Below are 6,103 nucleotides of genomic sequence, written 5' to 3' on the forward strand. Positions count from 1 at the left end.
GGTGGTGGGCGGTGACGGTGGCAGTGGTTTCGGTCATGCTGTTTGCCTTTTCTGTTCGTAGGTTTCGGGGCTCATGGACGTCATGTGCCAGCCGCCGCAACGGTCACAGCGGTAGTGCCAGAGTTCGGGTCCCGGCCGGCCGAAGTGCCGCCGGAACCGGAACCGGGTCTTGTCGATGCCCGCGATGACCGCACACCTGTTGCGGTAGCGGGTTTTCCCCGACGCGCACACGCCGGGGAGCACCCTCGCTGTCACGGCTCGTCCGGCGGGTCGTCGACAACCTCGCCGTCGAGCACGTCCTCGTCGATGGCCTGCCAGGTGTCGGTGATGTCGATCGGCAGGTCCGGCGCGAAACCTGGCTGTGGTCCGGAGATCCGCTCCGCCTCACCCTCGATGGCCTGCGGCGGTGCCTGTCCGTGCTCGGCGAGCGCCTTCCGGTACTCCGCGCTGGTGGGCACCCACTTCGCCAGCTGGCGCACCGCGCTCTTCAGCCACATCGCGGCTTCGTGCCTCTGCCACGGCGAATACTCGGAGTTCGCGCCCTGCGACGACGCCTTGATCGTGTTGATCGCGGACCGGTTCAGCACCACGACCTTCGACGTGGCGCTGTCCTTCATCACCGCGTACGCGTAGACCAAGCGCAGGTCCCCGCGGTTGTCGCTGTCCCAGTCGATGTCGTGGACGGGGCGCTCGTCGACGCCGGGCCGGAACTGGAAGGAGTCTCCCGAGTAGACGCACTCGGCCACCACCGACGAGATGGCGCCGGCCCGGTACATCAGCTCGATGAAGCCTTGGTATCCGACGATGCCCAGGATTTCCAGCTGGCCCTTGACCTTGCGTGGCGTGAGGTAGAACTGCTCGGTGCCCGGCTCCAGGCCGAGACGGGCAGACTCAAGCAGGGCTGCGAGGAAGATGCCGGGGTTGTTGTCAGCGGCCAACTCCAGCTCGGTGCACTTCTGGCGGGTGCGCGGGTGGACGATGATCTTGCCCCGCTTCAGGGCGCCCTGCGCGAGCCTGACCCAGGTGTCGGGGCGGACGTGGCTCGGGAGGACGGCGGCGAAGCTGTCGGCGTGCTGCTTCACCATAGCGCGCGGGGAGTTGTCGCGGACGGCGACCGCGTTGGCGGCCTCGGTGATGGACTCGGTGGTCATGCTGCGGCTACTTTCTGGCCGGGGGCCTTGATCGGTGTGTGGCGGACGGACGGCGGGCTGTCCGGGCCGCGGCTCGGGACGCGCATGGCGATCTGCTGGCCGTCGATGTAGGCGCGGCGGGCGGAACCCATCACGTCGGCGAGCAGCGCGGTGGTGCGCTGCTTCTCCTCGGTCGCGGCCTTGTGGTCGGTGATCGCGGCGAGGTACGGCACGGCGATCTCGGCGGGCACCTCGACCTCGACGTCGTCGATGTCCGGGTGCAGCTCCCGCACCACCTGATAGGTGGCGTCGTGCGAGTCGATGTCCGGGCGCTCGCCGCGCTGGACGGTGCCGAGGAACTCAACGGCCTTGGCGCGCATGAACTCGCACTCGTCGGCCGAGTAGGTCACCTGGTACTCGCGGTAGTCCGACCCTCCGATGAGGACGGCGACGTGGCAGAGGTCGAGGCCGAACACGTCGAGGTACCAAAGGCACTGGGTGCGGTAGTAGACGGGGATCTCGTCGGTGCCCTCTTCGCCCCACCCGTCGTCGGTGCGCGCGGTCTTGCACTCCAACAGCGAGTCGACCTTGCCGACACCCGCCCGGTAGCGGCGGACAACGCCGTCCGGGTTGGCGATCTGCCACGGCCGCGCGCGGTGGTGGAAGGTCCCATCGGCGCGCGCGATCAGCGTGGTGGTGTCGTCGTCGTGCCGACGGTTCCACTCGTCGCGGATCGCGCTCTCGAGGAGCTTGCCCCAATACATGACGTCGTTCTCGACGGTCGGCGCGGCGAGCCCGGTCTTGCGGTGCCACAACGAGAACCGACTCTCCCAAGGGGACAGTCCGAGCACCGGGGCGATCTCCGACCCGCCGAGCCCTTGCGCGCGGGCGGCGTGCCAGTCCGGGGAGCCGGGCTCCCACGAGCCGAGGTAGACGGCGGTGCTCACGCGACCGCCCCGGCCTGCTCGGTGTACGGGCGGATCGGCCAGTCGCGGTCGATGGACTCCGTCTTGCCCTGCCGGCGGAGGTAGTCCTCGAAGGAGATGGCCCAGGTGTGGTACCAGACGGCCTGCCGCTCCTGGAGGGCGTCGAGGTCGCCGAGCGAGTCGGGGTAGACCTTCGCGAGGCGCCAGGCCAACCGGGCGGCGGCGATGGCGTCGCCTTCGGCGGTGTGCGCGTCGGTCAGGGTGATGCCGTAGTGCCGGCAGACGTCGACGAGCTTGCGGGAGCCGCGCCGGTACGGGTCCATGGCGCGGTCGATCACGAGCGGGTCGATGATGTGCATGCCGCGCATGTCCAGCCCGGCGAACCCGGTGCGTCGGCCTTCGCGGTCGAGCAACGTCAAGTCGTACGGGGCGTTGTAGATCACCAGCGGGAGCTGGTCGCGGCGGACCCAGTACAGGGCCTCGTTGATCTCGCGGACGACATCGGCGGTCGGCCGGCCGTGGTCGCGGGCGTGCTCGGTGGTGATCCCGTGCACCGCCGTCGCTTCGGCGGGGATGTCGATGCCGGGGTCGGCGAGCCACACCTTGACGTCACGCTCCTTGGCGCTGACGCGGGCGACGCAGGCGGTGACGATCCGGGCGGTCTCGGTGTCGATGCCGGTCGACTCGAGGTCGAAGGTGGCGAGGTTGTCAGCCCACATTGGACGGTCCCTTTCGGATGAGTGGTGACCAGCCGGCTACGGCCTGGTCGGTGAGGTGCTGGCCGACGTAGTGGCTGCGGCCGGGTGCGTCGCGGACGACCCAGCCACCGGAGATACGGCGCGCGAGCACGCCGTCGGGGGAGAGCCGGTACGGGGTCGGCTGGCCGGCCGGCAACGCGGCCTCCAGTGCGACGCGTGCCAACTGGCGCTGGCGGTCGCGAGCCTTGGCCAGGAGGGGCGAGTCCCACGGGAGCGGCTTGGCGGAGCGGTTCGCTGACTCGGCCTCGAACCAGGCGCGCGCCGCGCGCTCGACCATCTCGTCGGTGATCACGCGGCGACCTCGATGACGATGTCGCCGGCGTCGTCGCGGGCCTCGGAGCGGGCGCGGGCGATGAGCGGGACGGCGCAGGTGCTGCACACGTCCTGGCACTCGACCGGCAGGAACACGTCGTCGCGGGGCTGGCCGTTGACGCGCACGGTGGTCACGGCGTCGACGCCGCCGCAGTACTCGCACTGCAAGGCGTCGACCTCGGCGATCCGGACGTCGACACCGGGGCCGACGAGCGCGTGCACCAAGTCGATCAGGGCGACGTCGGTGATGTAGGATGTGGTCATCTGCACTCCTTCTGTGGTGGTCGGGGTGTAGGTTTTTCCTGGCTGAAGGAGCCCCGCGCGTTGGCTGGCCGCCGACGAGCGGGGCTCTTTCACTTGGTGCGGCCGACGGTGAAGAGGTCGGCGAATGGGGTGCCGGGGAAAGCCGCGAGCGTGCCGGCGATGAAGTCGGCGCTCGGTGGGGTGTGGCCGCCGAGGACGCGGTGCACCGTGGTGCGGTTCACGCAGATCGCGTCGGCGAGGTCGCCGATGGTGGCGATCCCGGCGGCGCGTCGGGCCTGCTGGATGCCCTCAGCGTTAGCGGTGATGGTTGGTCTGTCGGGGAGGGTTGTGCGGGGCATGAGTGCATCGTCTCACGCATGAGTGCAACAGCGCAACCGTGCGGGGATCCCTGGCGTGGCGGGGGCTGGTCACTCGTTCGGGCGAGTTACAGGCTTGTGACTATCGACAGGCTGTGATCTGATGCGCCATCCGGGTGCAAGCTATGTCCCTGTGGCACTCATGCATCTATCGTTGCGGTCATGAGCGACACACTGCCGCCCTACACGCGCTTCGCACGCTGGCTGGAGGATCAACTCGCCGCGCTGGAGGAGAACGTCACGGACTTCGCCCGCCGGAGCGACATCCACAGATCCGTCGTCGCGCGATGGAAAAGCGGATCCCATCGACCCGACGTCGACAACGCGCGGCGACTCGCCGAAGCGACGGGCCGGCCACTACTGGAGGTGCTCGTCGTCGCCGAGATCATGACCGAGGACGAGGCCAAGCTGCAGACCGCCGGTGTCGACCCCGGTGCGCTCACCAGTGAGCAACTGCTCGGCGAACTGAGCCGACGCCTGGGGGACACGCCGCGGCGCCGGTCGGTGTCGGCGGGTCCGGGGCGGACTCCGCTGCATGAGCCGGGGGACGGCGACGGTGATCCGGGTCGGGCGGCCGGGACGTGATTCCGCCGCTGCTCTACTGTGGGTATAGGCGCATCGATAACGGTGTGTAATGTGGGAAAGTTGGGAAATCCCCCGGTCAGAGGATTACCCACCAGTAACATCGGGTGATTGATAACACACCAGGTAGCGGAGCGTATAGAGAAGACATGACCGATCTCCTGGGGCTCCTGACTGGTCTACACGCCGCCATCACCCACCTGGGAGAGCTGCACATCTCGATCAGCGACATCGAGGGCGGCCTCCCCGGACTCGTCGACCACGAGACCCTCACCATCCACCTGCGGCCGGGTCTCGACCTGGCCACCGGGCTCGCGATCCTCGCGTCCGGCGTCGCCGCACTCGCCCCGGCCGAACCGTCGACGCCGGGCCAGGTCGCGGTCGGCGGGGAGACAGCCGGCACCGTCATGCCGCCGGACCGGCACCTGAGGGTCGTGCACTAGTTGCGCTTCCGGCGCCGGGACGCCGCAGACGCTGCGGCCATCCGGCAGAAGTGCGCCTTGCGCGCGGACTCGGCGCGCTGGCGCCGGACCTCAGGCGGGAGTACCCCGTCCGGGTCGACCTGCTTCTCGAACCGGTCTGCGGCGGCCTTGCGGGCGGCGGCGGTCCGGGCGGTGCGGTTGGATTCGTTGGCCCACTGGGTGTGGGCGGCGATGCGGGCGCGGAGGGTGCGCTGCTCTGGCGTCATGTTCGTCGAGGCGGCCATGTGGCTAGCGCAGCGCACCCGTGTCACTCAGAGCCGGTCGCCGAGGGACAGCTTGCGGTGCGTCTCGTGGGCGCGCTCGACGGCCACCGACGCCCCGTACCGGTGGAGCATCTGGCTCGACTTCCAGCCCATGATCCGCATCAGCGCGGTCGGGTCCCCACCTTCTTTCAGCCACATGTGCGCCAGGGTGTGTCGCCACTGGTGCGCGTGCACGTGCGTTCCGAGCGACCGCGCGCGGCGGGCGAGCATGATCCGGATCGCGTTCCCGTCCGGCTGGATCGGGCCGCGGTTGCGGTCGGTGAGCCACAGCTTCTCGTGGTGCGCCCACTTCTCCTGCGCGCGCACGCGCATGTACCTGGCGAGGGCCTGTGCGGTCTTCGAGCCGAACGGGATCGCGCGGTTGCGTCGGCCCTTCCCGACCACGTTGATGACGTTGAGGTCGAAGTCGACGTCGTCGACGGCGAGGGCGGCGAGCTCGCTGAGCCGGCCGCCGGTGTCGAGTAGTAGGCGGATGATCGCGGCGTCCCGCCTGTTGATCATGTCGCGGCCTTTGCAGGCGTCGAGGAGGGACACGGTGAGGTCGTCGCGGACGATCGGCACGGGCTGTTCGGGCACGATCGGTGCGGTGGTCTTGTCCATGGGGTTGGTGGTGATCTCGTCTTCGCGGACCAGCCACCCGAACCACGTGCGCAACGACCGGTACTGGGTGTGGGCGTTTCCGGCGCTGGTTCGTTTGATCACGTCGGCGATGAAGCCGCGGATGTGGGTGGGGGTCACGTCCTCGGGTTCGACCGGGTCGGGCTGGGTGCGGTCGAGCCAGTCGTGGAGTTGGCCGACGGCGGTGCGGTAGATGCGGATGGTGTTGGGGGACTTGTTGCCGCCCTTGAGGTCGGCTTCCCAGGATGCGGTGAGGAGTCGCCAGGTGTCGGGTGTGGTCATGTGCGCATGCTCCAGTTGTCGTGTCACTGAACGCTGCGCTAACGAACCGGTGTTCGACTGACCGTGTGTTCGTGCTGGTCAGACGTACTTTGTGCCCCCGGCAGGATTCGAACCTGCGACCTGCCGCTTA

10 protein-coding genes are annotated in these 6,103 nt (G+C 69.0%); 2 read left to right on the forward strand and 8 right to left on the reverse strand.

Annotated elements, in window-relative coordinates:
- Positions 1-251 precede the first annotated feature (251 nt).
- From ACYVIP_RS45080 to ACYVIP_RS45105, 6 genes are all read right to left on the reverse strand, one after another.
- Positions 252-1,151, reverse strand: a complete 900-nt coding sequence (locus tag ACYVIP_RS45080; protein WP_460407445.1) for a recombinase RecT — start codon at positions 1,149-1,151, stop codon at positions 252-254.
- Positions 1,148-2,077 (reverse strand): YqaJ viral recombinase family nuclease, encoded by a 930-nt coding sequence (locus tag ACYVIP_RS45085; RefSeq protein ID WP_460407446.1) that lies wholly within the window; start codon positions 2,075-2,077, stop codon positions 1,148-1,150. Before ACYVIP_RS45085 ends, ACYVIP_RS45080 begins: the two co-directional genes overlap by 4 nt.
- On the reverse strand, positions 2,074-2,775 hold the full coding sequence (locus ACYVIP_RS45090; RefSeq protein ID WP_460407447.1) for an exonuclease domain-containing protein: 702 nt from the start codon (positions 2,773-2,775) through the stop codon (positions 2,074-2,076). The genes ACYVIP_RS45085 and ACYVIP_RS45090 overlap by 4 nt, the downstream gene beginning before the upstream one ends.
- Positions 2,765-3,106, reverse strand: a complete 342-nt coding sequence (locus tag ACYVIP_RS45095; protein ID WP_460407449.1) for a hypothetical protein — start codon at positions 3,104-3,106, stop codon at positions 2,765-2,767. The genes ACYVIP_RS45090 and ACYVIP_RS45095 overlap by 11 nt, the downstream gene beginning before the upstream one ends.
- A complete protein-coding gene (locus ACYVIP_RS45100) occupies positions 3,103-3,390 on the reverse strand; it encodes a hypothetical protein (RefSeq protein ID WP_460407450.1) in 288 nt (95 codons plus the stop codon). The genes ACYVIP_RS45095 and ACYVIP_RS45100 overlap by 4 nt, the downstream gene beginning before the upstream one ends.
- 89 nt (positions 3,391-3,479) lie before the next feature.
- Positions 3,480-3,728, reverse strand: coding sequence for a helix-turn-helix domain-containing protein (locus tag ACYVIP_RS45105; RefSeq protein ID WP_460407452.1), 249 nt, complete (start codon positions 3,726-3,728; stop codon positions 3,480-3,482).
- Between the two features lie 180 nt (positions 3,729-3,908).
- Between ACYVIP_RS45105 and ACYVIP_RS45110 the strand changes: the two genes are divergently transcribed.
- On the forward strand, positions 3,909-4,331 hold the full coding sequence (locus ACYVIP_RS45110; RefSeq protein ID WP_460407453.1) for a helix-turn-helix domain-containing protein: 423 nt from the start codon (positions 3,909-3,911) through the stop codon (positions 4,329-4,331).
- A 146-nt stretch (positions 4,332-4,477) separates the two neighbouring features.
- Entirely contained in the window at positions 4,478-4,771 is a 294-nt protein-coding gene (locus ACYVIP_RS45115; RefSeq protein WP_460407455.1) for a hypothetical protein, read from the forward strand.
- Here ACYVIP_RS45115 and ACYVIP_RS45120 read toward each other — a convergent pair.
- Positions 4,768-5,034, reverse strand: coding sequence for a hypothetical protein (locus tag ACYVIP_RS45120; protein WP_460407456.1), 267 nt, complete (start codon positions 5,032-5,034; stop codon positions 4,768-4,770). The two genes, ACYVIP_RS45115 and ACYVIP_RS45120, sit on opposite strands and share 4 nt — an antisense overlap.
- A 27-nt stretch (positions 5,035-5,061) precedes the next feature.
- Positions 5,062-5,973 carry a tyrosine-type recombinase/integrase gene (locus tag ACYVIP_RS45125; protein ID WP_460407457.1) on the reverse strand — a complete coding sequence of 304 codons (912 nt, stop codon included), beginning with the start codon at positions 5,971-5,973 and terminating at the stop codon, positions 5,062-5,064.
- Positions 5,974-6,103: the final 130 nt, after the last annotated feature.

It is taken from the genome of Actinophytocola sediminis (assembly GCF_054779715.1).